A 25,990-nucleotide genomic window follows, 5' to 3' on the forward strand; every position below is an offset into this window, starting at 1 on the left:
CGCGTCGGCGGGTGGGCTAGCTGTACGGCCCAGGGACAGCTAGCCCGCCGCGACCGGGTGCTCCTCGGCCGCGATGCGCAGCGCCTCGACCAGGCGGCGGTAGAGGTCGTCGCCGGCCAGCAGTTCGGCATGGGTGCCCTGGGCCCGGATCCGGCCGTGCTCCAGCACCACGATCCGGTCGGCGTCGAGCACCGTGGAGAGCCGGTGTGCGATGGTCAGCACGGCGCCGACCGCCGCGCGCTGCCGGACGCACTCCTGCAACGCCGCCTCGGTCAGCCCGTCGACCTGCGCGGTCGCCTCGTCGAGCAGCAACACGTCGGGGGTGCGCAGCATGGCCCGGGCCAGGGCGATGCGCTGGCGCTCCCCGCCGGACACCTCCGTCGACGACAGCGACGTGTCCAGTCCGTCCGGCAGTGAGTCGATCCTGTCGTCGAGCCGGACGGCGCGCAGCACCGCCCGGATCTCCTCCTCCGTGGCGTCCGGATGGGTGAACCGCAGGTTGTCGCGGATGGTGCCGGGCACCACCGGCGTCTCCTGCTCGACGTACGCCAGCCGGGCCCGCACATGGTCGTGCCCGTGGGCCGCGTACGGTCGGCCGTCGAGCAGCAGTTGCCCCCGCTCGGGCTCGAGGAAGCGCAGGATCAGCGAGAAGAGCGTGGTCTTGCCGGCTCCCGAGGGCCCCACGATCGCGGTGTGCCCACGCCGGGGGACGGCCAGGTCGATGTCCCGCACCGCCGGGGACGCCTCCGGGCCGTACCGGGCGGTGACCCCGCAGAACACGAGCACCGGCTGCTCCGCGTCGGGCGTCGGCGCGCGTTCCGCCGGGGCGGGCGCCGGTCCCGCCGGCTCGGTCGCGATGGTCTCGACCTCGCGGATCCGTCCCGCCGCCGCGATCCCGGCCTGCAACGCCGTGGTGTTCTGGGTCAGCTCCGTGATCGGCCCCATCAGCTGGAACGTGTACAGCAGGAAGGCGATCAGGCTGGAGATCTCCAGCAGGCCGTGCTGGGCCCGCCAGGCGCCGATGCCCAGGATCGCGATCACCGCGAGCTGGATCCCCGTCCAGGCGATCGTCCAGACCGACGCCGTCACCCGCGCGGCCCGTACGCTGTGCGTCGCCGCCTGCCGGGCATCGGCGACGATCCGCTCGGTCAACCGGGTTTCCGCCCGGCTGGCCTTGACTGTGCGGATCGCGCGTAGCGCCCCCTCCAGGACGCCACCCAGCGCGCCCGTCGACTCCTGCGCCGCGGCCTGCGCCTGCCCGATGCGGGGCATCAGTGCGCCCATGACCGCGGCGACGACCAGCACGGCGGCCACGGTGCAGCCGAGCAGGAACAGGTCGAGCACCCCCATCAGCACGAGGGTGCCGGCTAGGGCGATGCCGGCGTTGACCAGGCCGACGATGCTGCCGGACGCCTCGCGTAGCAGCTGGGTGTCGGAGGTGGCCCGGGTGACCAGTTCGCCGGTGGGGCGGCGTTGCAGGTCGCCGACGCGAGCCCGGAAGTAGTGCCGGACGATCGAGGCCCGCGCGTCGAGCACGACGCGCTCGGCCAGCGTTCCGAGCAGCCGCCACTGCCACAGCGAGACGGCCGCGCCGACGACGACGAGCGCCAGCAGGGCGCCGATCGGGCGGGCCATCGACTCGCCGGCGCCGAGCGTGTCCAGGACCCACTTGGTGACCATCGGCGTCGCGAGCCCGGCCGCGTTGGCGGCGAGCCCCAGCACGAGACCGAGGAGCATCGTCCGCCGGTGCGGGACGAGGAACGAGGTGAGCGTGCGCAACCGGGAGAACGCCGGGGCGGAAGGAGTCATGCCCTGAATGGAACACTGGTGTTCCAGTCCGGTCAATCGGTATTCCGAAAGGACGTGTTGGTATCCTCGCCGACGTGACCGACCAGCAGGTGTCCGGCAGTCGCGCCCGGACCCGCCAGGCCATCGTCGACGCGGCGATCGAGGTGTGGGGGCGCAACCCCGCCGCCTCCCTCGGCGACATCGCCGCCGCCGCCGAGGTGGGGCGTACGACGTTGCACCGCTACTTCGCCGAGCGGGCCGACCTGCTCGGGGCGGTCGGCGCCGAGGCCGGCGCCCGGCTCGACCGGGCGACCGCCCAGGCGCGGATCGCCGAGGGCACCGGTGCGTCGGCCGTGCGCCGGCTCTGCCAGGAGTACTTCGACCTCGGCACTCTGCTCTCGCTGATCTTTACCGAGCCGGAGACCGGTGCCGGTTCCATCGACGGCGGGTGCGACCCGAACTTCGTCGCGATGGTCGAACGCGGGCACCGCGACGGCACCATCGACCCGGAGCTGCCGGCGGGGTGGGTGCAGAGCCTGATCTGGTCCCAGTTGTACGCCGGCTGGGCCTACCTGGCGGAGACCGGTGCCTCCCGGCACGAGGTGCTGCGCCTGATCCTGCGCACCGTCGACGGCGCGATCGCGGTCAAGCCGGGATGATCCGGCCGGCGCGGCGGGATGCCGTCGCGCCGGCTGCCGCGTCACTCCATGCGGGCGTCCGCCGGGCGGCGGCGGGCCGCGTCGTCGGCGATGATCACGGTCGCCACCATCAGCGCGACGCAGAGGCTGAACAACCAGGAGTCGTCCGATGCCAGCTTGGCGGAGACGGGAGCCTGCAGCGCGGCGAGGAGGAAGCCGAGCCATGCCAGGCGGCGCTGACGCGTGGAGAGGATGCCGGAGCCCTGATGCATCCCGAAAGTCTTGCTCGCGACCCGGCACTTGCCGTCAGCCGAACGGCCGATTCTGGATGAGCTGTCCGTTTCACCGCCCGTCCGGACCGTAATCTTCGTCCCACCGGGGGAGGCGGACTGGTGCCTCCGCCGACTCAGGGCAGGATGGTCCTCCGTGTCCACCGCCCCGCCCCGCGCCTCGCTGCTCCTGCTGGCCTACCTCGCCTTCGTCAGCCTCGGCCTGCCCGACGGACTGATCGGCGTGGGCTGGCCCTCGATCCGGGCCGACTTCGGCGTGCCCACCGAGGCCGTCGGCCTCGTGCTCACCGCCGGCACCGCCGGCTACCTGACCTCCAGCGTGCTGGCCGGCTTCACGCTGGCCCGGCTCGGCGTCGGCTGGCTGCTCGCCGGCAGCACGCTGCTGGCCAGCCTCGCGCTCGCCGGCTACGCGTCGACGCCCGGGCTCACCCTGATGGTGGGCTGCGCGCTGGTGCTCGGCCTGGGATCCGGCGCGATCGACTCCGGCCTGAACGCGTACGCGGCCGGCGCCTTCGGCCCCCGGCACATGAACTGGATGCACGCGTTCTTCGGCCTCGGCGTGGCGCTCGGACCGTTGATCATGACCGGCGCGCTCAGCGCCGGGCTCTCCTGGCGCTGGGGCTACGGCCTGGTGGCGGGGGCCCAGCTCGCGCTGGCCGCCGCGTTCGCGCTGACCGTGCGGGCCTGGCGGGACCGCGCCCCGGCCCGCGAGCAGGCCGCGTCCGCCGCCGGGGAGGCGGCCGTCGCCCCACCGACCGTCACCCGGGTACGCGAGACGCTGCGCCTGCCGGCGGTCTGGCTCGGCGCGTCGGCCTTCGCCGTCTACGTGGCCATCGAGGTGGCGGCCGGGCTCTGGGCGTTCCTGCTGCTGACCGAGGGACGCGGCCTCGGCGCGGCCGTCGCCGGCGTCTGCGTCTCGGGCTACTGGGGCAGCCTGTTCGTCGGGCGCGTGGTGCAGGGCGTGGTGGCCGAACGGCTGGGCGCGGCGGTGGTGCTGCGGGGCAGCCTCGCCGGGATGGCGGTCGGCGCGGTCCTGATCGCGCTGCCGGCACCGGCCTGGGTCGCCGTCGCCGGGCTGTTCGTCGTCGGCTTCGCCGCCGCCCCGGTCTTCCCGCTGCTCACCCTCACCACCGCCGAGCGGGTCGGTGCGGCGCACGCGGACCGGACCATCGGGCTCCAGATCGCCGCGGCCGGGCTGGGCGGCGCGCTGGTGCCCGCCGGCATCGGGGTGCTGCTCGGCAACACCTCGGTCGAACTGCTCGGGCCGGCGCTCGTCGTCCTCGCGCTGGGCCTGATCGCCCTGCACGCGGCCGGCACCCGCCGGCCGACTTCCACGCCCCGCTGAGCGACGCGGCGGGCGGACCCCTGTGGGCCCGCCCGCCGCGCCGTGCGTTTCACATCGTGTCGGGTCCGGTCCGGCCTGTCGTCGAGGGCCGGTACGCGCGTTCCGGGTCGGTCGGCTCGCGGCCCGCACCGGCGGCCTGCCCGCCCCGGTCCGCCGCCTCCGGGCCGTGCCCGAAGGCCGCCTCCTCGCCGGCGTCGTTCCCCGTCACGTCGTCGGCCTGGCCGTCCAGGGTCGACCGCGCGACGGCCCGGTCCAGTTCCTGGAGCGAAGTCCGTTCCTCGTCCCGCCACACCTTGTCGTCGTCCGTCATGCCAGTCGCGGTACCCCGGCCGGGTCCCCGCAAACGACGATGGCCGCCGGGGGAGCCGGCGGCCATCGGAGGTTCACACCCGGGGGCGGGGAATCAGGGCTGCGGGCGGTCGACCTTGCCGCGCCAGGCGCCGGTCTCCTGACCGCGTCGCTCGATGAACTGCTTGAACCGCTCCAGGTCGCCCTTCGCGCGCCGGTCGACGACGCCGAGCTTGTCGCCGGCCTGCTCGACCACGCCGTGCGGTTCGAACTCGAGCTGGAGCGTGACCCGGGTGGTGTCCGGGTCCAGCCGGTGGAAGGTCACCACGCCGGCCTGCTGGGTGCCGCCCGTGGAGCGCCACGCGACCCGCTCGTCCGGGAGCTGCTCGGTGATCTCGGCGTCGAACTCCCGCTTCACCCCGGCGATCTCCACCGTCCAGTGGGTCATCGTGTCCGTCAGCTGCCGGACCTCCTGGACCCCCTCCATGAAGTGGGGGAAGTCCTCGAACTGGGTCCACTGGTCGTACGCGGTGCGGACCGGGACGGAGACGTCCACGTGTTCGGTAACGCCACTCATAAGGCATCCTCCTTCGTCCGCCGGTGACGGGCCGGATCGTGCGGGGATCCGGTCACCAGCGGGTCGTCTCGTTCTTGTGGCCGAGCGCCGCCCACACCTCGGAGATCGTCTGGTAGCGGGTGCCCTCGGGCAGCCGTTCCAGTTCGGCGAGGATGTCCGCCGGCGCCTCGTTGTCCCGCGCGTTGGCGATCAACGTCTCCCGGTCACCGGGCAGGGCGGCCATCGTGATGAACCGGCCGAGCCGGCTGCGTCGCTCGACGTCCTCGGAGCTCATCCCCTTGGGCGCGCCCGTACGCAGGTCGCCGGCCGGGGCCGTGGTCGGCTCCGGCTGGTCCTCACCCGCCGGCTCCGGCACACGGGACTCGTCGACCCGCGAGCCGCCGGTCCCCGGCCCCTGCACGAGGCCGCTGACCTCCCGGCTCATCTGCTCGTCGACCCTCGGTCCGTGCTTGCTGCTGCCACGTTCCATGCCTTCTGCGCTACCCGGTGGCACCGGCGGTAAACGGGCGCTCCGGCGTCGCGGCCGGTAAACCCGTACGGGTCATGTGGCGGCCGGCGTCTTCGGGGGCAGGACCGGCTCGTCGGGGTCCGGCTCGCCGGCCTGGAGCACCCGGCCGCGCTGGAGTTCCGCGTTGATCTGCACGCCGAGCATCAGCGCCGAGTTGGACAGGTAGAGCCAGACCAGGAAGGCGATGACCGCACCGAGGCTGCCGTAGGTGGCGTCGTACGAGCCGAAGTTGGCCACGTAGAGGCCAAAGCCGAAGGAGGCGAGGGCCCAGGCCACCAGCGCCACCGCGCCGCCCGGGGTGAGCCAGCGGAACCGCGGCTGCCGGACGTTCGGGGCGGTCCAGAACAGCAGGCTCAGCAGCACCATCATGATCATCGCGAGCACGGGCCACTTGGCGATGCTCCACGCCGTACGCGCCAGTCCGCCGGCGTTGATCAGGTCGCCCACCGCGTCGGTGACCGGCCCGCTGACGATCAGCCCGGTGGCGACGATCGCCAACAGCACCAGCGAAATCGCCGCCAGGCCGATCTGCACCGGCCGCAGCTTCCAGACCGGCCGCCCCTCCTCGACCCCGTAGACGGCGTTGGAGGCCCGGGTGAACGCCCCGATGAAGCCGGAGGCCGACCAGAGGGCACCGAGCAGACCGAAGCTCAGCAGCGCGCTGGCCGAGTCGTTCTGGTCGACCACGCCCCGCACCACGCCGACGAAGCCCTCGTTTGCCACCACCGAGCCGGCGCCCATGTCCCGGGCCAGGTCCAGCACGGTGTCGACGGTCTGTTCGCCGTTGGACACCAGCCCGACCAGGGCGACCACCACGATCGTGGACGGGAAGAGCGCGAGCACCCCGTAGTAGGTCAGCGCGGCGGCCCAGTCCGCGCAGTTGTCCTTGACGAAGTTGCGCACGCTGCGCACCAGCACTCCGCGCCAGGTGCGCCAGCTCAGCTGCCGTACCCGGCGGGGGATCCGCGGTCGCCGCTCCCCGGCGAGCACCGCGCCGGGTTCCGTCGTCGTCATGCCCGCTCCCTGCGCCCCGGCCGCCGGATGGCCCGGTGCATCCGGCTTCGCCTGGCCCGCCGGTACCCCTGGCCGGAAATCGACAAACCCGCCCTCCGGTTTGCCGACCGGACGCGGGGGAACGGTCAGGGGAACCCATCGACGCGGAGGAGGACGAGATGCCCGGGCGCGAGGTACTGCCCAGCACGCTGCGACGCTCCCCCAAGAAGGCGCAGCGCACCTGGGAGAAGACGCACGACTCGGCCGTGGAGACGTACGGCGAGGGGGAGCGGGCGCACCGCACCGCCTTCGCCGCCGTCAAGCACGAGTTCGAGAAGGTGGGCGACCACTGGGAGCCCAAGGGCCGCAAGGGGCCGAGCGACCGCCAGGCGGCCGGCGGCGGACCGGAGCGCCGGGCGCCCACGGCCGGCGGGGTGGACGCCAACGCCACCAAGGACCACCTGATGAAGGTGGCCCGCAAGCTGGACGTGCCCGGCCGTTCGAGCATGACGAAGCCCGAACTGGTCAAGGCCATCGAGAAGGCGAACAACCGCCAGACCGCCAAGGCCCGCGGCCGCTGAGGCCACCTTTCGGGTACGCGACGCGGGGGCTGTCCGGGCGCGGACAGCCCCTGCGCGTGTCTCACCAGTGGCCGCCGCCGGGTGCCTCGATGTGCACCGCCTTCGTCGCGGTGAACTCGTCCAGCAGTTCCGGCCCGTAGCCGAAGCCGTGCCCGCTGCCCCGACGCGGGTGCGCGGCACCGCCCGGCGCGCCGCCGAACACCGCGTTGATCTTCACGGTGCCCACGGGCAGTTCCCGCCAGGCGCGCTGGGCGTGACTCATCGATCCGGTCAGCACCGTCGCGGCCAGCCCGTACGGGGAGTCGGCGGCGCACCGCAGCGCCTCGGAGAACGAGTCGACGGCGACGATCGGGGCGACCGGCCCGAACGTCTCCTCGCGTACCACCGTCATGTCGTGCCGGCAGTCGGTGAGCACGGTCGCCGGGTAGAACGCCCCCGGCCCGTCGGGCAGCGTGCCGCCGGTGCGGATCCGCGCGCCCTGCGCCACCGCCGCGGTCACCTGCCCGTGCACGTGGTCGCGGTGCCGCCGGTCCACCAGCGGCCCCAGTTCGGTACGCGGGTCGCCGCCCGGGCCCGTCCGCAGCTTCGTGGCCCGCTCCACCAGCGCCAGCGCGAAGTCCTCCGCGACGTCCCGGTGCACGTAGATCCGCTCCACCGCGACGCAGATCTGCCCCGCGTTGGCGAACGCGCCGATCGCCGCCTGCCCGGCCGCCCACACCGGGTCGACGTCGCCGTCCACGACGAGCGGATCGCTGCCGCCGTTCTCCAGGAGCACCTTCGCCCCGGTCCGCGCCGCCGCGGCCGCGATGGCCCGCCCGGTGGCGGTGGAGCCGACGTGGGCGACGAGGTCCACCTCCTGGGCGGCCAGCGCCGCGCCGACCTCCGGGCCGCCGGTCAGCAGCGACAGCACCCCGGGCGGCAGCGCGGAGTCGAACGCCTTCGCCAGCAGCCAGCCGGTCGCCGGGGCACGCTCGCTCGGCTTGTGCAGCACCACGTTGCCGGTGACCAGGGCCGCGCCGAGCAGCCCGCAGGAGACCGCCACCGGGTCGTTCCACGGGGTGATCGCGGCGACCACCCCGCGCGGCTGCGGCGTCATGAAGTCGAGGGCGTGGGTGGCGCCGTGCAGGGTCCGCCCGCCGCGCACGGGGGCGAGTTCCGCGTACTGTCGCAGCGTGCCGATCCCCGCCTCCACGCCGCCCCGGGCGTCCGACAGGGGCTTGCCCATCTCGGCCGTCGTGGCCCGGGCCAGGTCGTCGGCCACCGCCGCCACGGCGTCCGCCGCCCGGTGCAGGGCCGCGGCCCGTTCCGCCGGGGCGGTCGCCGCCCACTCCGCCGCGACGCCGCGCGTCGCCTCCACCGCCTTGCCGACCTCGTCGGCCGTCGCCACCGGCGCCGAGCTGACCGGGGAGCCGTCGGCCGGATCGCGTACGACCAACTCGCCACCCTCGCCGCCCGCGCCCCACACTCCGCCTATGAGCTGCGCAACCGTGTACATGGCAGTGCATGCCCCGGCCCCGGCGTGGCAAACGCGTTTCGCCCGGTTGCTGGCCGGGTAGGCGGATCGGATGAGTTCGCCCGGCGCGGAGAGCGCGGACGCCGTCATCGTGGGAGCAGGCCACAACGGCCTGGTCGCCGCCAATCTGCTCGCTGACGCCGGCTGGGACGTGCTGGTGCTGGAGGCCACGGAGACCCCGGGCGGGGCGGTGCGTTCCGCCGAGGTGACGGCCCCCGGCTACCTGAGCGACCTCTACAGCTCCTTCTATCCCCTCGGCTACGCCTCGCCGGTGCTGCGCGGGCTGGGGCTCGACCGGTACGGGCTGCGCTGGCGGCACTCCCCGGACGTGCTGGCCCACCTGCTGCCCGACGGCCGGGCGGCGGTGCTCAACCGCGACCCGGAGGCCACCGCGGCCTCGCTGGAGGCGTTCGCCCCGGGCGACGGCAAGCGCTGGCTGCACGCGTACGACGACTGGCGCCAGGTGGCCGAGCCGATGCTGGAGAGCATCACCAGGCCGTTCCCGCCGGTGCGTGGGGGCCTGACCCTGCTGCGCCGGCTGCGCGTGTCCGGGGCGCTGCGACTGGCCCGGCGGCTGGTGGTGCCGGTGCGCAAGCTCGGCGACGAACTCTTCGAGGGCGAGGGCGGCCCGGTGCTGCTGGCCGGCTGCGCCCTGCACACCGACCTGTCGCCCGAGGAGGCCGGTTCCGGCGTGTACGGCTGGCTGCTCGCCATGCTCGGCCAGCAGGTCGGCTGGCCGGTGCCCGACGGCGGCGCCCAGAAGATCACCGACGCGCTGGTGGCCCGGCTGACCGAGCGGGGTGGCCGGATCCTCTACGGCGCACACGTCGACCGGGTGCTGACCGCCCGCGGCCGGGCGATGGGCGTGCGTACCACCGGCGGCGCCCTCTGGCGGGCCCGCCGCGCGGTGCTCGCCGACGTCCCCGCGCCCGCTCTCTACCTGGACCTGGTCGGCGCGGCGGCGCTGCCGCCCCGGCTGGTGGAGGACCTGGCGCACTTCCGCTGGGACGGCTCGACCCTCAAGGTGGACTGGGCGCTGTCGGCCCCCGTGCCGTGGACCAACCGGGCGGTCGCCAACGCCGGCACCGTGCACCTGGGGGCGGACCTGGACGGCCTTACCAGCTACGCCGCCGCGTTGGCCCGCAAGGAGATCCCGCGCGACCCGTTCCTGCTGCTGGGACAGATGTCGGTGGCCGACCCGAGCCACTCGCCGCCGGGCACGGAGTCGCTCTGGTCGTACACCCATCTGCCGTTCCGCCAGAAGTGGCGGGCCGAGGAGATCGCCGCGCACGTCGAGCGGATGGAGCAGGTGCTGGAGGAGGCCGCGCCGGGCTTCCGCAGCCTGATCGTGGGTCGGCACGTGGCCGGTCCGGCCGACCTGGAGGCGGGCGACCCGAGCCTGGTCGGCGGCGCGCTGGGCGGCGGCACCGCCGCCGCGTACCAGCAGCTGTTCCTGCGTCCGATCCCCGGCCTGGGCCGCGCGGACACCCCGGTGGACCGGCTCTTCCTGGCCAGCGCGTCGGCGCACCCGGGCGGCGGCGTGCACGGCGCACCCGGCGCGAACGCGGCCCGCGCCGCCCTGGCCCGCGACCGCGCCCTCACCGGCCCGCTGTACGCGGCCGGGATCGACGCCGCCCACCGCGCGATCTACCGCTGACCGCCAGCACGGCGAAGGCGACAGGCTCGCGCCGTGCGCCGTGCGCCGGCCGTGCGTCGTGCGCGGGGCGCGGGGCGTCGTGCGCGGGGCGCGGGGCGATGTGTACTGCGGCCTGGATGAACAGGCCGGCTCTTCGTGGATCCGGGCCAGCAGGGCACCCGGAGGGGCGCGTGCCCGCTGGCGGATTGTGGGCAAAGTCGTTGACGGACAGTGATGGGAGCGCTGGCCGCTAGGGTCGCTCGCCGCACCCTTTGCTCTGCATCCATATACGCAACGGTTGCTGCGGGTAACGGTGTGCGGGCGGGTCCGCCGCACCGTTGGCGAGTCAGCCCCAGGTCAGCGCCGTGGTGCGTCCGTGGCTGCAGAGCAAAGGGCGCAGAGCGGCGATCCCGAGGCGAGCTCGATGGTCACGGAAGGTGAGGGTTACGCTCCGAAGTTGCGGTGCCGGGTGTCGGACGTTCCGCGCGGCGGACGGCCGGGAGCCAAGGTCGCCCGTCCGCCGCTCGCTGCCGCTACCGCTCGCCTTCGTCCTTGCTCCACCCGTCCGTCGTCCGCCGCCGTTCGCCTGCCGCCCCGGGCCCGGCCCGCTGAACGGGACCCAGGACCAGGGCAGGGCATGGCGTGGCAGCGGGGCGGAGCAGCACAGCGGGGATCGGGTCCGGTCAGCGCTCGATGTTGCGGTGCTTGCTGCGCAGCTTGAACGGCATCAGTGCGCTCTCGATCTTGGTCGCGGTGGTCATCTTGGACGCGCCGTCGCGCCGTTCCTCGAAGCGGATCGGCACCTCCAGGATGGTGTGCCCCAGCTTCGTGGCCAGGTAGTGCATCTCCACCTGGAAGCTGTAGCCGTTGGACTGCACCCGCTCCAGGCCGATGTCGCGCAGCGCGTCCGCCCGCCAGATCTTGAAGCCGGCGGTGAGGTCGCGGATCCGGACCCGCAGCAGCGTGTGCACGTAGAGGTTGGCCCAGCCGCTGAGCGCCCGCCGGTAGAGCGGCCAGTTCTCGTCCAGCTCGCCGCCCGGCACGTACCGGGAGCCGATCACGACGCCGGCCTGGGTGGAGAGCAGTGCGCCGAGCATGCCCGGCAGCGCCTCCGGCGGGTGCGACAGGTCGGCGTCCATCTGCGCCACGTACTCGGCGCCGCCCTCGAGGGCGCGCCCGATGCCGTCCACGTAGGCCCGGCCGAGGCCCTCCTTGCCGGCCCGGTGCACGACCTCGACGCGGTCGGGGTGCTCGATGGCCAGCTTGTCTGCCACCTCACCCGTGCCGTCCGGCGAGTTGTCGTCGGCGACCAGGATCTTCAGGCCCGGCAGCGGCAGGGCCAGCAGCCGCTCGACCAGCACCGGGAGGTTGCCCGCCTCGTTGTAGGTGGGAACCACGACGGTCAGGCGTGCGTCCCGCCACGGCACGGGCAACTGCACGGGTTCGATCATGTCGGACATCCTCGGTCGGCGGACAGGGCTCCCTCAGAGCGTAGCCAGTTGCCACATCCGGGTCGAAAAGGCCACCCCTACCGCCCCGTCTTCCGCCCCGGCGAGGGCCTGTTCCGGGTCAGCGGAGGCGGCGGGCCAGCGCGGTGAGGGCCACCGCCAGGCCCGCCAGGGCGGCGCCGGAGACGGCCGGCTTGTGCGTACCGATCCACAGGGCGGCCGAGCGGCCCCGGGCCCGGTCGGTGAACACGCCCGCCGCGCCCCGGTCCCGTTCGTCGTCCCCGGGACGGTCCAGGTTGTCCCGCCAGGCGGCCGGGGCGATCGGGGTCTCGGTCTGCTGGCTGTCGTGGCCGTCGCGTGCCAGCTTCCGGTCGAGCAGGCCGGGGGCGAGGACGTCGCCGAGCCGGGCGCGCCAGGTCGGGCCACCCACGTTCAGCTCGCGCGGCCCGTGGTCGGCCGCCCAGACGATCGCCTTCGCGGCCACCTCGGGTGCGAAGATCGGCGGTACGGGCTGGGGGTGCCGGGGCAGCCGGGTGCGTACCCAGGAGAACTGCGGGGTGTTGATCGCCGGCAGTTGCACCATCGACAGCTTCACGCCCGGGCAGTCGTGCAGCAGTTCCGCCCGTAGCGAGTCGTTGAAGCCCTGGACGGCGTGCTTGCTCGCGCAGTACGCCGACTGCAACGGGATCCCGCGGTAGGCCAGCGCGGAGCCGACCTGCACGACCGCGCCCCGCCCACGTGCCCGCATGTGCCGCAGCGCCGCGAGGGTGCCGTGCACGGTGCCGAGATAGTTGACCTCGGTGACCCGCCGGAACTCGGTGGCCGGGATCTCCCACGCCGGGGCGAAGACCGAGACCATCGCGTTGTTCACCCACACGTCGATGCCGCCGAACCGCTGCACCACGTCGTCGGCGGCCTGCTGCACCGCCCCGGCGTCGGCCACGTCCACCCGGTAGGTGCGCACCTCCGAGGCGCCCAGCTCCCGGCAGTCGCGCTCGGCAGCCGCCAGCCCGGCCTCGCCACGGGCGAGCAGCGCAAGCCGGGCGCCGCGCTCGGCGTACCGGCGGGCGACCGCCCGTCCCACGCCGGCGCTCGCCCCGGTGACCACCACGGTCTGCGTCATGCGTCCGCCTTCTGCCGCATGGCGATGTCGGCCAGCCGGGTCAGGGTCTCCTTGTTGCGCTGGTGCAGCACCAGGTCGTTGATCTTGTTGCGTATCCAGTGCAGCGGACCGGCGGCGAAGTCCTCGCCGATGCGTACCCGGGTGGCGTCCGCGCCGACCGCTTCGAGGGTGAACACCACGATGGCCTCCCCGGCCGGCCAGAGCCCGGCGCGGATCACCAACCGGCGCGACGGGTCGCAGGTCAGCACCGTGGAGACGTCGTGCAGGGAGAACGGCCAGGGCCCGGCCTTGTGGTGCAGTTGGCTGCCCACCCGGGGCCAGGCGTCGTCCACGTCGCGCACGTGCACCGTGCCCACGACCCAGTCGCTGTACGTCCACCCGTCCGCCAGCACCGCCCAGACCTGCTGCGGGGAAGCTTTGATCACTTTCTCCACAATCGCCACTGCGCTCCCATACCCTGGGTGCGCCCGGGGCTAACGGTGCCGACGGGTTAGCTTCTCCCGGGCGACGGGTAACGGCACCTGCGAGCCGGCGTGTCGGCGCCGTTGGCGTACGACGCGGGGGGCGCGTCCGGGACGACGTTTACTCCCCGGGGCGCCGGGAACCCGCCGGCTGTGCGACAGGACCAGGTGGAGCCGGATCAGCGCAGGTCAGCCCGGGTTTTTGCCGGCGCTGGCGCGGCGGGGTCCGGGCCCGTCCTGTTCGACGCGGTGCTGCTGGACCGCGACGGCACGCTGATCGAGGACGTGCCGTACAACGGCGATCCCGAGAAGGTACGGCCGGTGCCGGGAGCGCGGGCCGCCCTGGACCGGTTGCGGGCGGCGGGCCTGCGGCTGGCGGTGGTGACGAACCAGTCCGGCCTGGCCCGTGGATTGTTCACCGAGGCGCAGATGCGGGCGGTGCACGCCCGGGTCGAGCGGTTGCTGGGGCCGTTCGACGCCTGGCTGGTGTGTCCGCACGACGACGGCGACGGATGCGGGTGCCGCAAGCCGGCGCCGGGGCTGGTGCACGCCGCGGCGCGGGAACTGGGCACCGTGCCGGCGCGGTGCGTGCTGGTGGGGGACATCGGCCGGGACATGATCGCGGCGTCGGCCGCGGGCGCGTCGGGGATCCTCGTGCCCACGCCGGTGACCCGCCCGCAGGAGGTGGCCGCCGCCCCGCAGGTGGCCCCCGATCTCCCGGCGGCGGTGGCGGAGATCCTGCGCCGCCAGGCGGCGCTCGACCCGGCCACCTACCGGCAGGCCGACACCGGCACCGACGCCGCGCGGGGCGCCGGCGGGCGGCAGGCGGGAACGGTGCTGGTGGTACGCGCCGACTCGGCCGGGGACGTGCTGGTGACCGGGCCCGCCATCCGCGCCGTCGCCGCCCACGCCGAGCGGGTGGTGTTGCTGTGCGGGCCCCGGGGACGCGCCGCGGCGGAACTCCTGCCCGGCGTCGACGAGATCGTCGAACACCGGCTGCCCTGGATCGACCCCGCCCCCGACCCCGTCGACCCCGCCGACATGCGTCGACTCGCCGACCGGCTCGCCGCCGTGCACGCCGACGAGGCGGTCGTCTTCACCAGCTTCCACCAGTCGCCCCTGCCCCTGGCCCTGCTGCTGCGCCTGGCCGGGGTCGGACGCGTGAGCGCCATCAGCGACGACTACCCGGGCAGCCTGCTCGACGTACGGCACCGCGTGCCTGCCGGCGTACCCGAACCGGAACGCGCGCTCTCCCTCGCCGCCGCCGCCGGCTTCGCCCTCGCCGACCACGACGGACCCGCCCTGCGCCTGCGTCCGGCACAGGCGCCGCCGCCGGAGGTCGGCGCGCCCGGCTACGTGGTGCTGCACCCCGGCTCGGCGGCGCAGGCCCGGGGCTGCCCGCCGGAGCTGGCCGCGCGGATCGCCCGCGCCCTGACGGCCGCCGGCCACCGGGTGGTGGTCACCGGCGGCCCCGACGAGCAGGAGCTGACCGCGCGGGTGGCCGGGGACGTCGCCGTCGACCTGGGCGGGCGGACCGGCCTCGCCGGGCTGGCCGCGACGGTCGCCGGCGCCGGCGCGGTCGTGGTCGGCAACACCGGCCCCGCCCACCTCGCCGCCGCCCACGGGGTGCCGGTGGTCAGCCTGTTCGCCCCCACGGTGCCGTTCGGGCAGTGGGGGCCGTGGCGGGTGCCCACGGTGCGCCTCGGCGACGCGGAGGCCGCCTGCCGCGACACCCGGGCGGCGCGCTGCCCGGTGCCCGGACACCCCTGCCTCAGCAACGTCGACCCCGAGGAGGTCGTCGACGCGCTGCGGCTGCTCGGGGTGACCCCGTCGGTCCGGTCGGGGCCGCCCACCGGCAGCCCGTCCGCCGGCGGGCCGACGCTGGCCACCACCGGCGGGAGCGGCCGATGAACCTGCTCCTGTGGCACGTGCACGGCTCCTGGACCACGTCGTTCGTGCACGGCAAGCACCGGTACCTGGTGCCCGTCACCCCGGACCGGGGCCCCTACGGCCTCGGCCGCGCCCGCACCTACCCGTGGCCCGACACGGCCGTCGAGGTGACCCCCGAGCAGCTGCGCACCGCCGACGTCGACCTGGTCGTCCTGCAACGCCCCGAGGAGATCGACCTCGCCGAGCGGTGGCTCGGCCGGCGGCCCGGCCGCGACGTACCCGCCGTCTACGTCGAGCACAACACGCCCAAGGACGGCGACGTGCCCAACAGCCGGCACCCCATGGCCGACCGCGACGACCTGCTCGTCGCGCACGTCACCGGGTTCAACGAGCTGTTCTGGGACACCGGCGCCACCCGCACCACCGTGGTCGACCACGGCATCGTCCCTCCCGCCGTGCGGTACACGGGCGAGCTCGAGCGGCTGGCGGTGGTGATCAACGAGCCGGTACGCCGGGGGCGGGTCACCGGCACCGACCTGCTGCCCCGCTTCGCCGAGATCGCCCCGCTGGACGTCTTCGGCATGAAGGTGGCGGGGCTGGCCGAGCACCTGGGCCTGCCCGCCGACCGGCTCACCAGCCACGACGACCTGCCCCAGCACCGGATGCACGCCGAGTTGGGGCGGCGGCGGGCGTACCTGCACCTGTGCCGGTGGACCTCGCTGGGGCTGAGCCTGATCGAGGCGATGTCCATGGGGATGCCGGTGGTCGCGTTGGCCGCCACGGAGGCGGCGATGGCGGTGCCACCGGAGGCGGGCGCGCTGTCCACCCGGCTCGACACCCTGCTCGACGCCGCCCGCCGGTTCGTCGACGAGCCGGCGGAGGCACGCCGGGCAGGGGAGCGGGCCCGCGTCGCCGCCAGGGACCGCTACGGCCTCGACCGTTTCCTCGCCGACTGGGACCGGCTGCTGGAGGAGGAAGTATGCGCATCGCGATGATCTCGGAGCACGCCAGCCCGCTCGCCATCCTGGGCGGCGAGGACGCCGGCGGTCAGAACACGCATGTCGCCGAGCTCTCCGCCGCCCTCGCGGCCGCCGGACACGAGGTGCGGGTCTACACCCGCCGCGACGCCGTGGACCTGCCGGTGACCGTACGCAGTGCCGACGGCTACGACGTGGTGCACGTCCCGGCGGGGCCGGCCGAGCCGGTCGCCAAGGACGCCCTGCTGCCGCACATGCGGGAGTTCAGCCGCTGGCTGGTCGACCGGTGGCGGGGCGGCGACTGGATGCCCGAGGTGATCCACGCGCACTTCTGGATGAGCGGCCTCGCCGCGCTGGCGGCCAGCCGGCAGACCGGCGTTCCGGTCGTGCAGACGTACCACGCCCTGGGGGTGGTCAAGCGGCGGCACCAGGGCGTGCAGGACACCAGCCCGGCCCGCCGGATCGGCTACGAGCGGGAGTTGGGCCGGGCCGTCGACCGGGTCATCGCCCAGTGCCGCGACGAGGTCGGCGAGCTGGTCCGGATGGGCGTGCCCCGCTCCCGGATGACAGTCGTGCCGTCCGGCGTCAACCTGGGCACGTTCGCCCCGCTGGGGCCGACCGCCGAGCGGGAGGACGGCCGGCCGCGGATCCTGACCGTCGGCCGGCTGGTCGAACGCAAGGGCTTCCAGACCGTGGTGCGGGCGATGGCGTACGTGCCCGAGGCCGAGTGCGTGGTCGTCGGCGGCCCACCCGCCGGCCTGCTGGAGACCGACCCGTACGCCCGCCGGCTGCGCGCCCTCGCGGTCAGCTGCGGGGTCGCCGACCGGGTGCGACTGGTCGGCGCGGTGCCCCGCGAGGAGATGGGCCGCTGGTACCGCTCGGCGGACGTCCTGGTGGCCGCCCCCTGGTACGAGCCGTTCGGGCTCACCCCGCTGGAGGCGATGGCGTGCGGCGTGCCCGTGGTGGGCACCGCCGTCGGCGGGATCAAGGACACCGTGGTCGAGGGCGTCACCGGCGACCTGGTGCCGGCCCGGGACCCGCGTGCGCTGGGCGCCGCGATCCAGGGGTTGCTCGACGACCGGATCCGCCGCTTCGCGTACGCGACGGCGGCGCGGGAACGGGCCCGGCGGCGGTACTCGTGGGCGGCCACGGCGGAGCGGCTGGTGGAGGTCTACGGCGACGTGGCGGTCCACCGGCCGACCCGGGTGGTGGCCTGATGGCGGCACCCACGCCGCTGGACGCGCACCTGACGAACCTGGCGGCGGCGCTGGTGCCCTTCCGGCGGCACGAGACGCTGCTGGCCCGGTGGGGGGAGGCCCTCGCGCGTCGGCTGGTCGACGGCGGGCGGCTGCTGGTGGCCGGCAACGGCGGCAGCGCCGCCGAGGCCCAGCACCTCACCGCCGAACTCGTCGGGAAGCTCCGCGACGACCGCCAGCCCCTGTCCGCCATCGCGTTGCACGCGGAGACCTCCGCGATGACCGCCATCGGCAACGACTACGGCTACGACGAGGTCTTCGCCCGCCAGGTACGCGCCCACGGCCGCGCCGGCGACGTCCTGCTGCTGCTGTCGACCAGCGGCACCAGCGCCAACCTGCTCGCCGCCGCCCGGGCCGGCCGCGACAGCGGGCTCACCTGCTGGGCCCTGACCGGCCCCGCCCCCAACCCCCTGGCGGAGCTGTGCCACGACGTGCTCGCTGTCGGCTCGGCCGACAGCCAGGTCGTGCAGGAACTCCATCTCGTGACCAGCCACCTCCTCTGCGAGTACGTCGAGCGGGCGCTGCCGGTGGCGCCCGCCGCGCCCGGGGCGCCCGTACGGACCGGGGTCGAGGTGGTGCTCGACGGCGGTGCAGGTCAGCAGGTCCAGGCGTGATGAGGAGGGAAGCGTGAGGGGACCCGTCGTGGTGGTCGGTGACACCCTGCTGGACCGGGACGTCGAGGGGGTGGTGAACCGGCTCTGCCCGGACTCGCCGGTGCCGGTGCTGGACGAGACCGCGCACGTCGACCGGCCCGGCGGCGCCGGGCTGGCCGCCGTCTTCGCCGCCGCGCAGGGCGCCGACGTGGTGCTGGTGACCGCGTTGGCGGACGACGCGGGGGGTGCCCGGCTCGCCTCGTTGCTCACCGACGCCGGCGTGCAGGTGTACCCCCTCGGGCTGCGCGGCGGCACGCCGGAGAAGGTCCGGCTGCGCGCCCGGGGCCGGGTGCTGCTGCGCCACGACCGGGGCGGCGCGGCCGGTACGCCCGGCGAGCCGTCCGAGGCGGTGCTGCGGATGATCGCCCGGGCCTCCGCCGTGCTGGTCAGCGACTACGGCCGGGGCGTCGCCCGGCAGCCCGCGCTGCGGGCGGCGCTCGCCGCCACCCGGGCCCCCGTGGTCTGGGACCCGCACCCACGGGGACCGGAGGCGGTCGCGGGGGTGCACCTGGTGACCCCCAACGAGTCCGAGGTGCGGGAGCTGGTCACGGTCACGCCGGGGGCGACTCGGCTGGCGACGGCGGCGCGGGGCGCGCAGGGGCTGCGCCAGCGCTGGCGCGCCGGCGCGGTCGCGGTGACCCTGGGCGGGGACGGGGCGCTGCTCTGCCACGCCGGCGCGACGCCGATGGTGGTGCCCGCCCCGGCCGTCGCCGAGGGGGACACCTGCGGGGCCGGTGACCGGTTCGCGGCCACCGCCAGCCTCGCCCTGGCGCGGGGGGCGCTGGTCTCCGAGGCGGTGCAGGAGGCGGTCGCCGAGGCGTCGGCGTACGTGGCCGGCGGGGGAGTGGCGACGGCGCTGCCGCGCGCGGTGCGTCCGCTGCCGCCGGCGGTCTCCGGCCCCGGCGGCGAGCGCGTCGGCGTGGCCGCGGCGGCCGGCGTGGTGTCGGCGGTACGCGCGTCCGGCGGGACGGTGGTGGCCACCGGCGGCTGCTTCGACCTGCTGCACGCCGGGCACGTGGCGACGTTGCAGGCCGCCCGGCAGCTCGGCGACTGCCTGGTGGTCTGCCTCAACTCCGACGTGAGCGTGTCGGGGCTGAAGGGCCCGGACCGGCCGGTGATCCCGCAGGGCGACCGGGCCCGGCTGCTTGCGGCGCTGAGCTGCGTCGACGCGGTCATGATCTTCGACGAGGCCACCCCGCACGCGGCGCTGTCGTGGCTGCGGCCGGACGTCTGGGTGAAGGGTGGCGACTACGCCGGTGACGGCGGCGAGCCCGCCCTGCCCGAGGCGGAGGTCCTGCGCCGCTGGGGCGGCAACGCCGTGGTGGTGCCGTACCTGGACGGCCGCTCCACGACCGGGCTGATCGCCGCCGCCCGCTCCACCGGCACCGCCGGGCCGCTCGACGGGCCGCCGCTCACCGACATCGTGCCGCCGGCCGGTCCCGCTCCCGGTGGCGCCTCGGGGAGACCCGGCGGCGAGCCCGGACGGGCGCGGGCCGGCCTCGCGGCACCGACGACGACGGAGGGCACCCGATGAGCGCCGGGGCGCCCGGCGCGGGGCGCACCGTGCTCGTCACGGGCGGATCGAGCGGCCTGGGCGCCGCCGTGGTCGCGGCCGTGGCCCGGGCCGGCGGACGTCCCCTGGTGCTGGACCGGCAGGCGCCCGCCGACGGGGTGCCGTGGGTGGAGTGCGACCTGGCTGACACCCGCGCCGCGGAGGCCGCCACCCGGCAGCTCGCCGAGCGCTCGGGCGGGCTGGACGCGGTGGTCACCGCGGCGGGGATGGACGTGCCCGGGAAGCTGGCGGACACCCCCGGCGAGACCTGGGAGCGGATCGTGGCCGTGGACCTGCTCGCCACGGCGGCCGTCGTGCGGGCCGCTCTGCCCTTCCTGGAGACCTCCCGGGGGAGCGTCGTCACCGTCGCCTCCACGCTCGGGGTGAAGGCCGTGGCCGACGCGACCGCGTACTGCGCCGCGAAGTTCGGGGTCGTCGGCTTCACCCGGGCCCTCGCCGCCGAACTCGCCGGCAGGGTCGGCGTCACGCTGCTCATCCCCGGCGGCATGCGCACGGCCTTCTTCGACGAGCGCGACGCCGCGTACAAGCCCGGTCCCGACGCCGTCCTGAACGACCCCGCCGACACCGCCGCCGCCGTCATGTTCGCGCTGTCCCAACCCGCCGGCTGCGCCGTCCGCGAGATGGTCGTCTGCGCCGACCAGGAGACCTCCTACCCGTGATCCTCGCCCTGCGCGCCCTCGGCGTCGGCGACCTCGCCACCGCCGTCCCGGCCCTGCGCGCCCTGCGTGCCGCCCACCCCGGCCGGGATCTCGTCCTGGCGGCACCCGGCTGGCTGGCACCGCTGGTCGCCCTGGTCGGCGGCGTCGACCGGCTGGTGCCCACGGACGGGCTCGGTCGCCCCGGCCCGGCCCTGGGGACGCCGCGCGTCGCCGTGAACCTGCACGGCCGGGGGCCCGAGTCGCACCGGATGCTCGCCGGCACCCGTCCCGGTCGGCTGCTCGCCTACGCCAGCCCGGAGGCCGGCCATCACGACGGCCCCGAATGGCGCGACGACGAACACGAGGTCGACCGCTGGTGCCGGCTCCTCGACTGGTACGGCATTCCCGCCGACCGCATCGACCTGGACCTGCGGCGCCCGGCTCCCGGCGGCGTCCCGACCGGCGTGACCGTGCTGCACCCGGGTTCCAAGATCCCGGCGAAGCGCTGGCCGCCCGGACGCTTCGCCGCGCTGGCGCGGGACCTGGCCGCCCGGGGGCACCGGGTGGTGCTCACCGGCAGCCCCGACGAGCGGGCCACCGCGCAGCGGATCGCGGACGCCGCGGGGCTGCCCGCCGACGCGGTGCTGGCCGGCCGGACGGACCTGGGCCGACTGGCCGCGCTGGTGGCGTACGCCCGGCTGGTGGTCAGCGGGGACACGGGCGTGGCGCACCTGGCGACCGGCTATCGCACGCCGTCGGTGGTGCTCTTCGGCCCGGTCTCCCCGGCGCGCTGGGGGCCGCCGCCGGGCCGGCCCCGGCACCGGGTGCTGTGGGCGGGTGGACAGGGACGGCCCGGGTGGGAGGGGGTGGGAAGCCATCCGACGTTGGCGGCCATCGGGGTCGACGAGGTGGTGGCCGCCGTGGACGAGGTGGAACGGGCGGTGCGGGTCTCCCGTGCGGTTGCGGCGTAGTGATCCGGGCAGGCCGGGGTACGGGCGACGCCGGCGCGGCCGGGGCTGGCTCTTCCTGGACCCGTCCGGGCAGCCGGTCCGCGACCCCGACCGGTTGGGCCGGCTGCGTGACCTGGTGATCCCGCCCGCCTGGCGCGACGTGTGGATCTGTCCGTACCCGAACGGGCACATCCAGGCCACGGGCATCGACGCGGCCGGGCGCAAGCAGTACCTCTACCACCCGACGTGGCGGGCGAGGCGCGACGAGGCGAAGTTCGACCACGTGCTGGAGGTGGCCCGCCGGCTGCCGGTGCTGCGCGACCGGGTCGGGCGGGACCTGTCCGGCCGGGGACTGCACCGCGACCGGGTGCTGGCGACGGTGACCCGGCTGCTGGACATGGGCACGTTCCGGGTCGGCAGCGACCAGTACGCGGCCGGCGACGAGCCGACGTTCGGGGTGTCGACCCTGCGCCCCGAGCATGCCCGGTCCCGGGGTGGCTGCGTGGTGTTCGAGTTCCCCGCCAAGGGCGGCGTCGAGCAGGTGCGTCGCATCGAGGACCCGGAGCTGTGCCGGGTGCTTGTCAACCTGCGCCGCCAGCGCCGGTCGGCCGACCGCCTGTTCGGCTACCGGGACGGCGGGGACTGGCGCGACGTGCGCAGCGACGAGGTCAACGAGTACCTGCGGGACGCCAGCGGCGGGGAGATGACGGCGAAGGACTTCCGTACCTGGCACGCCACGGTGCGGGCGGCGACCGAACTGGCGACGGTGGGCCCGCCGCGCTCGGCGACCGCCGGCAGGCGGGCGGTCGCGGCGGTGATGCGTGACGTCGCCGAGCTGCTCGGCAACACCGCCACCGTGGCCCGCACGTCCTACGTCGACCCGCGCGTGGTCGACCTCTTCCACGACGGCGTGGTGGCCCCGGTCGACCCCGCGACGCCCCGCGAGAAGGCCGAGCGGATCGTGCTCGAACTGCTGGAGGACGCCTGAGGCGGCCCCGGCGCCGTCCTGTGGTGGGGGCGCCGGGGCCGGTCCGGGTCACCGGGCGACCGCCCGCCTCCCCCGTGGCGGCGGGCGGCTCGCCTCGGCCCCCGTCGGCGGTCCGATCCCGGCCGGCGCCGGGGCAGGCAGGGATCGGACACCTCGACGTCAGTCTGCCCCGACCGGGTTGACCGTGGACGCCGCCGGGTTGACTCTCCGTGCCGCGCTCACTCCGCCTGGCCGGCCCGCCAGGCCTGCGGCCCGACGCCGTGCGCCTTGCGGAAGATCCGGCTGAAGTGGGCCTTGTCGGGGAAGCCCCAGCGCGCCCCGATCGCCTGGATCGGCTGGCCGCGCAGGCCCGGGTCGGCGAGGTCGTGCCGGCACCGCGCCAGCCGCAGCTCCCGGATGTACGACGCGACAGTCGACTCCTCGGCCGCGAAGAGCCGGTGCAGGGTACGCAGCGAGACGTGGTGCGCGTCCGCCACCACCTGCGGGCTCAGCGTCGCGTCTCCGAGATGCCGCTGGATGTACGCCCGCATCTGGGTGACGAGGGCGCGCCTGCGGACCTCGGTCGGCACCACGTCCTCGGCCACCAGGTGCCGACCGAGCATGGTGGACGCCAGGTCGAGCCCGACGGCACCGAGGCGGGCGGCGTCGGCGGCGTGGTACTGCTCGGGATGGTGGGCGATCTGGAGGAGGAACTGGGCCAGCAGCGCGCCGATCCCCTCGGTGCCCGACATCCGGCCGCCGAGCAGCGGCGCCAGCCGGTCCGGCGACAGCGGCAGCGCGGCGTGCGGGATGAGCGCCACGACGGAACGGGCCGGATCGCGGCCGCTGTCGTCGCCGACGTGCCGCACCCCGTGCGGCCGCGACCCGTCGTAGAAGATGAACTCCTCCGGCCCCAGCACGCTGCTCCGGCCGGCCTGGCTGGCCGCGCCGTCCCCGTCGACGGTGAGCGCCAGCGTGTAGATCTCCGGGGCCGACTCGCGCCCCAGCCTCGGCGTCCGGACGCCCTCCAGCGACGGGTACCGGTAGTTGACCACCTGGATCGGGCCGAGCTCGACGATCTCCGCCCGGGCGGTGAAGTCGTGCGCGTGCTCGGTGCGGATCCGCAGCGGCGAGGCCGTACGCGCCACGACGTCGAGCCACATGTCGAAGCGTTCGGCCGCCGGCACCTGCTCGGTGTCGACGACGGTCCGCCGAAGCATCCGCTCCCCCGTCCTCGCGCCGGTCCGACGCCCATTGTCCATCGTGGGCACCCGCCCCGCCCAGCGCGTTTCCCGGCCCCGGGTCAGGCCGTGGCCGTCCGGCCCCGGATCAGCACCTCGACGCCGTCGAGGATCCGGTCGAGGCCGAACTGCCACTCCGTGTCGAACACCTCGTCCTGCTCTCCCTCGACGCTCTCCGCCAGCAGCTCCCGGATCGCCGGGTAGGCGCCGTGCCGGGTCAGCAGGGCGAGCTGCTGCCAGTACCGCACCCCGGCGTCGTCGGGGTCGAGTTGTTCGCGCGCCGCAGCCTCGTCGAGGTCGGCGGTGAGGGTGGCCCAGTTCCGGGCGTACCCGCTGACCAGCATGATCGTCGAGAGCCGCTCGACGCCGTGCAGGCCGGTGCCGTGCAGGGCGGCCAGCCCCTGCTCCATCCAGCGCACCTGGTTGGGGCCCAACGGCGGGCCGCTGATCGGGACCTGCCGGATCCACGGGTGGCGGTGGATGGCCGTCACGTTGGCCAGCGCCCAGCGGGCGAGCGCCGGCCGCCAGCCCTCGCCCGGGGCGCGTGGCGCGGGCGGGTCCCCGTACGCGGTGTCGGCCATGAGCTCCAGCAGGTCGTTCTTGGCGGAGACGTAGCGGTAGAGCGACATGGTTGCCACGCCCAGCTCGCCGGCGACCCGGCTCATCGACACCGCCGGCAGCCCGTCGGCCTCGGCCACCCGGATGCCGGCGGCCACCACCTGCCGCATCGTGAGGCTGCGCCGGGGTCCCTTGCCGGGTCGTTCCCGCAGGCCCCAGGCGAGCTCGATGCTCTCCGGCAGCTCGACGTCGGCGTCGCTCATCCTCACCTCCCGGTACGCGGTGTTGACCGCCATCCTAGCTTCTGCGTATGGTGCACGCAGAACAGCGTATGACGTACGCAGAACGCGGAGAGTGAGGGGCGATGGGAGTGACAGACGCGGCGGTGGAGACCGTCGACCTACGCAGGTCCTACGGCGGGGTGGCGGTGCTCGACGGCCTGAACATGCGGGTCGCCCGGGGCAGCGTGCACGCCCTGCTCGGCCCGAACGGGGCGGGCAAGACCACGACCGTCCGGATCCTGGCCACGCTCACCACGCCCGACGGGGGCGTGGCCCGCGTGGACGGCCACGACGTGGTCCGCGACCGGAGCCGGGTCCGGCGGGCGATCAGCCTCGCCGGCCAGCACGCGGCGCTCGACGACCAGCAGACGGGCGCGGAGAACCTGCACATGATGGCCCGGCTGGCCGGGCTGACCCCGGCCGCCGCCCGGCGGCGCGCCACGGACCTGCTGGAGCGCTTCGACCTGGTCGCCGCCGGCGGCCGTCGGGTGGTGACCTACTCCGGCGGGATGCGCCGCCGGCTCGACCTCGCGGCCAGCCTGGTCGGTCAGCCGTCCGTGATCTTCCTCGACGAGCCGACCACCGGCCTCGACCCGCGCAGCCGGCAGGGGCTGTGGGAGGTGGTCGCCGAGCTGGCCGGTGCCGGGGTGACCGTGCTGCTCACCACGCAGTACCTGGAGGAGGCCGACCGCCTCGCCGACCGGATCGCGGTGCTGCACGGGGGCCGGCTGGCCGCCGAGGGCAGCGCGGACGACCTGAAGCGCCGGTTCGGCGCCCACCGGCTGGAGCTGACGCTGCGTGACGCGCGGAGTTTCGCCGAGGCGGCGCACCGCCTCGGCGGGCGCGTCACGCACCGCGACCCGGCCCGGCTGGAGCTGGCGGTCGCCACCGACGGCGGCGCGCCGGAGATCCGCCACCTGCTCGACGAGGTCGACCCCGACCGGCAGGGGCTCGCCCGGTTCACCGTCCGCGAGGCGACCCTGGACGACGTCTTCCTCACCCTCACCGGCGACCCGGTGCCCGCCCGGCGGGAGGCGGCCGGTGTCTGAGCTGACCCTGCGGCCGACCCGTGCCGGCGAGGCCCTCGTCATGATGGCGCGCTGCGTACGGCTGTCCCGGCGCAACGTCGACGCGCTGCTGACCTCGCTGCTGCTGCCGGTGCTGCTGATGCTGCTCTTCGTCTACCTGTTCGGGGGCGCGATCGACACCGGCACCCGCTACGTCACCTACGTCGTGCCCGGCGTCCTGCTGCTCTGCGCCAGCTTCGGCGCGGCGACCACCGCCGTCAGCGTGACCACCGACCTGACCAACGGGATCATCGAGCGGTTCCGCACGATGGACGTCAGCGCCACCGCGATCCTCGGTGGGCACGTCGCCGCCAGCATCGCCCGCAACACCGTCTCCACCGTGCTGGTGCTGGCCCTCGCCGTCGCCATCGGCTTCCGCCCGGCCGTGGACCCGCTGCGCTGGCTGGCCGCGTTCGGGGTGCTGCTGCTCTTCCTGCTCGCCGTGTCCTGGCTGTCGGCCGCGTTCGGCCTGCTGGCCCGCACCCCGGAGGCCGCCAGCGGCTTCACCTTCCTGGCGATGTTCCTGCCGTACCCGAGTAGCGCCTTCGTGCCGGTGGAGACGATGCCGGGCTGGATCCGCGGCTTCGCCGACCACCAGCCCGTCACGCCCGTCATCGAGACGCTGCGCGCCCTGCTGCTGGGCACGCCGACGGGCACCGCCCCGGCCCTGGCGGTGGCCTGGTGCCTCGGCGTCCTGGCCGTCTCGGTGCCCCTGACCGCCGTGCTGTTCCGCCGCCGCGTGGCCTGACC

Annotated in this window: 26 protein-coding genes; 14 read left to right on the forward strand and 12 right to left on the reverse strand. The window is 75.2% G+C overall.

Annotation, left to right across the window (positions count from 1 at the left end; translation table 11 throughout):
• Window positions 1-39: 39 nt before the first annotated feature.
• Window positions 40-1,809, reverse strand: a complete 1,770-nt coding sequence (locus AB0B83_RS16040; protein ID WP_357578839.1) for an ABC transporter ATP-binding protein — start codon at window positions 1,807-1,809, stop codon at window positions 40-42.
• A 74-nt stretch (window positions 1,810-1,883) separates the two neighbouring features.
• Here AB0B83_RS16040 and AB0B83_RS16045 point away from each other — a divergent pair, with 74 nt between their 5' ends.
• Window positions 1,884-2,447: a TetR/AcrR family transcriptional regulator gene (locus AB0B83_RS16045; RefSeq protein ID WP_357578840.1), complete on the forward strand. Its 564-nt coding sequence runs from the start codon at window positions 1,884-1,886 to the stop codon at window positions 2,445-2,447.
• A gap of 41 nt (window positions 2,448-2,488) precedes the next feature.
• Here the strand turns inward: AB0B83_RS16045 and AB0B83_RS16050 are convergent, their stop codons facing one another.
• Entirely contained in the window at window positions 2,489-2,698 is a 210-nt protein-coding gene (locus AB0B83_RS16050) for a hypothetical protein (RefSeq protein WP_357578841.1), read from the reverse strand.
• Between the two features lie 154 nt (window positions 2,699-2,852).
• Here AB0B83_RS16050 and AB0B83_RS16055 point away from each other — a divergent pair, with 154 nt between their 5' ends.
• Complete coding sequence (locus tag AB0B83_RS16055; RefSeq protein WP_357578842.1) at window positions 2,853-4,061, forward strand: MFS transporter; 1,209 nt, start codon at window positions 2,853-2,855, stop codon at window positions 4,059-4,061.
• Between the two features lie 49 nt (window positions 4,062-4,110).
• On the opposite strand, the gene AB0B83_RS16060 is transcribed toward AB0B83_RS16055, so the two are convergent.
• From AB0B83_RS16060 to AB0B83_RS16075, 4 genes are all read right to left on the reverse strand, one after another.
• Complete coding sequence (locus AB0B83_RS16060; RefSeq protein ID WP_357578843.1) at window positions 4,111-4,371, reverse strand: hypothetical protein; 261 nt, start codon at window positions 4,369-4,371, stop codon at window positions 4,111-4,113.
• 93 nt (window positions 4,372-4,464) lie between these two features.
• Entirely contained in the window at window positions 4,465-4,926 is a 462-nt protein-coding gene (locus AB0B83_RS16065; protein WP_151455771.1) for an SRPBCC family protein, read from the reverse strand.
• A gap of 52 nt (window positions 4,927-4,978) precedes the next feature.
• On the reverse strand, window positions 4,979-5,395 hold the full coding sequence (locus AB0B83_RS16070) for a DUF2795 domain-containing protein (protein WP_357578844.1): 417 nt from the start codon (window positions 5,393-5,395) through the stop codon (window positions 4,979-4,981).
• A 72-nt stretch (window positions 5,396-5,467) separates the two neighbouring features.
• On the reverse strand, window positions 5,468-6,448 hold the full coding sequence (locus AB0B83_RS16075; RefSeq protein WP_357578845.1) for a YihY/virulence factor BrkB family protein: 981 nt from the start codon (window positions 6,446-6,448) through the stop codon (window positions 5,468-5,470).
• A gap of 158 nt (window positions 6,449-6,606) precedes the next feature.
• Here AB0B83_RS16075 and AB0B83_RS16080 point away from each other — a divergent pair, with 158 nt between their 5' ends.
• Complete coding sequence (locus AB0B83_RS16080) at window positions 6,607-7,008, forward strand: ChaB family protein (RefSeq protein ID WP_091095813.1); 402 nt, start codon at window positions 6,607-6,609, stop codon at window positions 7,006-7,008.
• 61 nt (window positions 7,009-7,069) lie between these two features.
• Here AB0B83_RS16080 and AB0B83_RS16085 read toward each other — a convergent pair whose 3' ends face one another.
• Window positions 7,070-8,503 (reverse strand): aldehyde dehydrogenase family protein, encoded by a 1,434-nt coding sequence (locus AB0B83_RS16085; RefSeq protein WP_357578846.1) that lies wholly within the window; start codon window positions 8,501-8,503, stop codon window positions 7,070-7,072.
• A 70-nt stretch (window positions 8,504-8,573) separates the two neighbouring features.
• On the opposite strand from AB0B83_RS16085, the gene AB0B83_RS16090 reads away from it, so the two are divergent.
• Window positions 8,574-10,178, forward strand: coding sequence for an NAD(P)/FAD-dependent oxidoreductase (locus AB0B83_RS16090; RefSeq protein WP_357578847.1), 1,605 nt, complete (start codon window positions 8,574-8,576; stop codon window positions 10,176-10,178).
• Between the two features lie 662 nt (window positions 10,179-10,840).
• Here AB0B83_RS16090 and AB0B83_RS16095 read toward each other — a convergent pair.
• From AB0B83_RS16095 to AB0B83_RS16105, 3 genes are all read right to left on the reverse strand, one after another.
• Entirely contained in the window at window positions 10,841-11,608 is a 768-nt protein-coding gene (locus AB0B83_RS16095) for a polyprenol monophosphomannose synthase (protein WP_311414284.1), read from the reverse strand.
• Between the two features lie 118 nt (window positions 11,609-11,726).
• Window positions 11,727-12,728, reverse strand: coding sequence for an SDR family oxidoreductase (locus tag AB0B83_RS16100; protein WP_357578848.1), 1,002 nt, complete (start codon window positions 12,726-12,728; stop codon window positions 11,727-11,729).
• Entirely contained in the window at window positions 12,725-13,153 is a 429-nt protein-coding gene (locus AB0B83_RS16105; RefSeq protein WP_357578849.1) for an SRPBCC family protein, read from the reverse strand. The genes AB0B83_RS16100 and AB0B83_RS16105 overlap by 4 nt, the downstream gene beginning before the upstream one ends.
• Window positions 13,154-13,438: 285 nt before the next feature.
• Here AB0B83_RS16105 and AB0B83_RS16110 point away from each other — a divergent pair, with 285 nt between their 5' ends.
• From AB0B83_RS16110 to AB0B83_RS16145, 8 genes are read left to right on the forward strand one after another with little or no spacing between them, the layout of a single operon-like run.
• The gene (locus AB0B83_RS16110; RefSeq protein WP_357578850.1) at window positions 13,439-15,100 is read left to right on the forward strand and encodes an HAD-IIIA family hydrolase; all 1,662 of its coding nucleotides are present in this window, start codon (window positions 13,439-13,441) and stop codon (window positions 15,098-15,100) included.
• A complete protein-coding gene (locus AB0B83_RS16115) occupies window positions 15,097-16,074 on the forward strand; it encodes a glycosyltransferase (protein WP_357578851.1) in 978 nt (325 codons plus the stop codon). Before AB0B83_RS16110 ends, AB0B83_RS16115 begins: the two co-directional genes overlap by 4 nt.
• Complete coding sequence (locus AB0B83_RS16120; protein WP_357578852.1) at window positions 16,059-17,273, forward strand: glycosyltransferase; 1,215 nt, start codon at window positions 16,059-16,061, stop codon at window positions 17,271-17,273. The genes AB0B83_RS16115 and AB0B83_RS16120 overlap by 16 nt, the downstream gene beginning before the upstream one ends.
• Entirely contained in the window at window positions 17,270-17,926 is a 657-nt protein-coding gene (locus AB0B83_RS16125) for an SIS domain-containing protein (protein ID WP_357578875.1), read from the forward strand. The genes AB0B83_RS16120 and AB0B83_RS16125 overlap by 4 nt, the downstream gene beginning before the upstream one ends.
• 13 nt (window positions 17,927-17,939) lie before the next feature.
• Window positions 17,940-19,499, forward strand: coding sequence for a PfkB family carbohydrate kinase (locus AB0B83_RS16130; protein ID WP_357578853.1), 1,560 nt, complete (start codon window positions 17,940-17,942; stop codon window positions 19,497-19,499).
• Window positions 19,496-20,197 (forward strand): SDR family oxidoreductase, encoded by a 702-nt coding sequence (locus tag AB0B83_RS16135; protein WP_357578854.1) that lies wholly within the window; start codon window positions 19,496-19,498, stop codon window positions 20,195-20,197. Before AB0B83_RS16130 ends, AB0B83_RS16135 begins: the two co-directional genes overlap by 4 nt.
• A complete protein-coding gene (locus AB0B83_RS16140; protein ID WP_357578855.1) occupies window positions 20,194-21,147 on the forward strand; it encodes a glycosyltransferase family 9 protein in 954 nt (317 codons plus the stop codon). The genes AB0B83_RS16135 and AB0B83_RS16140 overlap by 4 nt, the downstream gene beginning before the upstream one ends.
• Entirely contained in the window at window positions 21,131-22,114 is a 984-nt protein-coding gene (locus AB0B83_RS16145; protein ID WP_357578856.1) for a DNA topoisomerase IB, read from the forward strand. Before AB0B83_RS16140 ends, AB0B83_RS16145 begins: the two co-directional genes overlap by 17 nt.
• A gap of 218 nt (window positions 22,115-22,332) precedes the next feature.
• Here AB0B83_RS16145 and AB0B83_RS16150 read toward each other — a convergent pair whose 3' ends face one another.
• A complete protein-coding gene (locus AB0B83_RS16150) occupies window positions 22,333-23,313 on the reverse strand; it encodes a helix-turn-helix domain-containing protein (RefSeq protein WP_357578857.1) in 981 nt (326 codons plus the stop codon).
• A gap of 83 nt (window positions 23,314-23,396) precedes the next feature.
• A complete protein-coding gene (locus tag AB0B83_RS16155) occupies window positions 23,397-24,188 on the reverse strand; it encodes a TetR/AcrR family transcriptional regulator (protein ID WP_357578858.1) in 792 nt (263 codons plus the stop codon).
• Between the two features lie 68 nt (window positions 24,189-24,256).
• Here AB0B83_RS16155 and AB0B83_RS16160 point away from each other — a divergent pair, with 68 nt between their 5' ends.
• Together AB0B83_RS16160 and AB0B83_RS16165 are read left to right on the forward strand one after the other, a co-directional pair.
• Window positions 24,257-25,222: an ATP-binding cassette domain-containing protein gene (locus AB0B83_RS16160; RefSeq protein ID WP_357578859.1), complete on the forward strand. Its 966-nt coding sequence runs from the start codon at window positions 24,257-24,259 to the stop codon at window positions 25,220-25,222.
• Window positions 25,215-25,988 carry an ABC transporter permease gene (locus tag AB0B83_RS16165; RefSeq protein ID WP_225852357.1) on the forward strand — a complete coding sequence of 258 codons (774 nt, stop codon included), beginning with the start codon at window positions 25,215-25,217 and terminating at the stop codon, window positions 25,986-25,988. The genes AB0B83_RS16160 and AB0B83_RS16165 overlap by 8 nt, the downstream gene beginning before the upstream one ends.
• Window positions 25,989-25,990: the final 2 nt, after the last annotated feature.

This window comes from Micromonospora sp. NPDC049060, assembly GCF_040649055.1.
In the GTDB taxonomy this organism is placed as follows: Bacteria; Actinomycetota; Actinomycetes; order Mycobacteriales; family Micromonosporaceae; genus Micromonospora; species Micromonospora reichwaldensis.

Excerpts from the sequence above, each read along its gene's own strand:
- AB0B83_RS16070 (WP_357578844.1), bottom strand. The coding sequence starts at position 5,395 with ATGGAACGTGGCAGCAGCAAGCACGGACCGAGGGTCGACGAGCAGATG.
- AB0B83_RS16100 (WP_357578848.1), bottom strand. The coding sequence starts at position 12,728 with ATGACGCAGACCGTGGTGGTCACCGGGGCGAGCGCCGGCGTGGGACGG.
- AB0B83_RS16095 (WP_311414284.1), bottom strand. The coding sequence starts at position 11,608 with ATGATCGAACCCGTGCAGTTGCCCGTGCCGTGGCGGGACGCACGCCTG.
- AB0B83_RS16080 (WP_091095813.1), top strand. The coding sequence starts at position 6,607 with ATGCCCGGGCGCGAGGTACTGCCCAGCACGCTGCGACGCTCCCCCAAG.
- AB0B83_RS16150 (WP_357578857.1), bottom strand. The coding sequence starts at position 23,313 with ATGCTTCGGCGGACCGTCGTCGACACCGAGCAGGTGCCGGCGGCCGAA.
- AB0B83_RS16050 (WP_357578841.1), bottom strand. The coding sequence starts at position 2,698 with ATGCATCAGGGCTCCGGCATCCTCTCCACGCGTCAGCGCCGCCTGGCA.
- AB0B83_RS16115 (WP_357578851.1), top strand. The coding sequence starts at position 15,097 with ATGAACCTGCTCCTGTGGCACGTGCACGGCTCCTGGACCACGTCGTTC.
- AB0B83_RS16085 (WP_357578846.1), bottom strand. The coding sequence starts at position 8,503 with ATGTACACGGTTGCGCAGCTCATAGGCGGAGTGTGGGGCGCGGGCGGC.
- AB0B83_RS16120 (WP_357578852.1), top strand. The coding sequence starts at position 16,059 with ATGCGCATCGCGATGATCTCGGAGCACGCCAGCCCGCTCGCCATCCTG.
- AB0B83_RS16135 (WP_357578854.1), top strand. The coding sequence starts at position 19,496 with ATGAGCGCCGGGGCGCCCGGCGCGGGGCGCACCGTGCTCGTCACGGGC.
- AB0B83_RS16160 (WP_357578859.1), top strand. The coding sequence starts at position 24,257 with ATGGGAGTGACAGACGCGGCGGTGGAGACCGTCGACCTACGCAGGTCC.
- AB0B83_RS16090 (WP_357578847.1), top strand. The coding sequence starts at position 8,574 with ATGAGTTCGCCCGGCGCGGAGAGCGCGGACGCCGTCATCGTGGGAGCA.
- AB0B83_RS16075 (WP_357578845.1), bottom strand. The coding sequence starts at position 6,448 with ATGACGACGACGGAACCCGGCGCGGTGCTCGCCGGGGAGCGGCGACCG.
- AB0B83_RS16065 (WP_151455771.1), bottom strand. The coding sequence starts at position 4,926 with ATGAGTGGCGTTACCGAACACGTGGACGTCTCCGTCCCGGTCCGCACC.
- AB0B83_RS16155 (WP_357578858.1), bottom strand. The coding sequence starts at position 24,188 with ATGGCGGTCAACACCGCGTACCGGGAGGTGAGGATGAGCGACGCCGAC.
- AB0B83_RS16060 (WP_357578843.1), bottom strand. The coding sequence starts at position 4,371 with ATGACGGACGACGACAAGGTGTGGCGGGACGAGGAACGGACTTCGCTC.
- AB0B83_RS16040 (WP_357578839.1), bottom strand. The coding sequence starts at position 1,809 with ATGACTCCTTCCGCCCCGGCGTTCTCCCGGTTGCGCACGCTCACCTCG.